Annotated in this window: 3 protein-coding genes; 1 reads left to right on the top strand and 2 read right to left on the bottom strand. The window is 66.5% G+C overall.

What is annotated here, in order from left to right:
• The coding region (locus VGE27_RS13960; protein WP_331050281.1) for a TonB-dependent receptor plug domain-containing protein at nt 1-614 on the bottom strand (614 nt) is incomplete at its 3' end.
• 83 nt (nt 615-697) lie between these two features.
• Nucleotides 698-1,510 carry a hypothetical protein gene (locus VGE27_RS13965; RefSeq protein ID WP_331050282.1) on the bottom strand — a complete coding sequence of 271 codons (813 nt, stop codon included), beginning with the start codon at nt 1,508-1,510 and terminating at the stop codon, nt 698-700.
• A 141-nt stretch (nt 1,511-1,651) separates the two neighbouring features.
• Between VGE27_RS13965 and VGE27_RS13970 the strand changes: the two genes are divergently transcribed.
• Nucleotides 1,652-1,856, top strand: a 205-nt coding sequence (locus VGE27_RS13970; protein WP_331050283.1) for an MBL fold metallo-hydrolase, incomplete at its 3' end; no start/stop codon positions are given.

Consider the following 1,856-nt stretch of genomic DNA (forward strand, 5'->3'; position numbering starts at 1 on the left):
CCCCCACCATCCCAGACGCGAGCTTCGGCGCCGAACGGGGCCGCCACCGCCTGGCGGGTGCGCATGTCGATCACGCCACCAGCCGCATTGCCATACAAAGCGGCCGCGGTACCCCGGACGATATCGATGCGATCAATGGTCTCGAGGTCGAGCCAGTCGATGGGTGTCTGCCCATCGGGCAGCGACAACGGCACGCCATCACGGAGCACCTTCACCCCGCGCACACCAAACGCCGACCGCGCGCCGAAACCACGCACCGCAATGCGCGGGTCCTGCGACGGATTGGCGCGGTCCTGCACCTGCACACCGGGCACGCCAAGCAGCAAATCGCCGACACCAGCGCGTCGTTGGGCCGGGCGCGCCGACAGTGGCGCGGTGGTGAGAGCAAACGGCAACTCGAACGGCGAACGAGCCACGTCGCGTGTCACGCTCACGCGCACCGATTGCAGTGCCTGCGCGGAGTCTCGTTGTGTGAGCGAATCACGCGCCTGAGACTGCAGTGGCGAAGCACTGCCGATGAGCAGCGCGGCAGCGGTGAGCAGACCGGCGGGAGAGGAGCACAAGCGTTCGCCTGTCGGGCGACGCCGCGTCATAAGGGCGTGAGCGGTGGGCACGCTGCGATCTACCGCCCCACCGCGCGTTGCGGAACCCTCGTCGAGACCTTGCTGTCACCGTCCGCCATGGACGGTGGGGGCCGTTACAGACTGCTTCCCGAGCAGGCCGCGCGTCGTTCGTCTGGACTCGTATCGAACAGTTCGCCCGTGCGCGAGCACACCACACCCGTGCTGCTGTCACGGACGGCCATGAACCAGTGCGACGCTGTGGCGTTGGACGACACCACCACCTGCCGCGGCCCCAGGGTCATGCCACGATCCGCAAGCTCACTCCAGGTGGCGAAACGCTGATTGAGCGTACGAAACGCCGTCTGCTGTTGGTGCACTACCGACAAGGTGCTCGCGATGGCGGTCTTGCTGCGGTCTGTCGACATCCCGCCGCTCACCCGCACGGAGCCAATGCCCAGCGTGAGCAGCACGAACGCCACGACGAGGCTGGTGACCACCGTCTTGTCCTGCCGTTCACGCGCCTTGCTGCCCGCCTTGCCGCGCTTGGCGGGTTTGGCCTTGGGTTTCACCTTGGCCTTTGCCGGCGCCTTCGCCGGCGCCTTCGCGACGGTTGCTGCTGAAGCGGTTGCTGGAGCTGCGACGGCGGCCGCGGGCTTGCGCGCCGTGCTCGGCATGGCAAAAGCGCTGACACCGGGAATGAGCTTGCTCGACGCCGCACTCGCGCCACGCGCATGCGACTGTCCCCAGGTGGCCGTGTTCAGTTTCGAGTTCGACGACATCGTGGCATTGGCATTCGGGTTCGCCATGGACCGACCGGCGCCCTTCATCGGGGCTGGCTCGGGGCGCACAAGCGTGCGCGGGTCGGGCGTCGCCCCCAACGGCATCCGGGCTGCCGCGAATTTCGAGGCAGCCAGTGTCGAGGGGCGTCGCTGGGGCGTGGTGGACATGCGAACATGCTACAAGCATCGGCAGCACCAGGGCATAGGCAGCATGGCACGCCTGTCACTCAGCGGGAAAACATGCGAACTTTCTGGTGACGAGTCGTTCGTCACCACATTCTGCACCACTCGCTCCGCTACACGCTTCGCATGTTTTTTCGTCAGCTGTACGATCATTCGCTTGCCCAGGCAAGCTATGTCATTGGCTGTCAGGCCACCGGGGAAGCCATTGTGGTGGACCCGCTGCGCGACATTGCGCCCTACCTCGAGGTGGCGCGCGCCGAAGGGCTGCGCATCACCCACATCACCGAAACACACATCCACGCCGACTTCGTCTCGGGCGCCCGCGAGCTTC

It is taken from the genome of Gemmatimonas sp. (assembly GCF_036405635.1).
In the GTDB taxonomy this organism is placed as follows: Bacteria; Gemmatimonadota; Gemmatimonadetes; order Gemmatimonadales; family Gemmatimonadaceae; genus Gemmatimonas.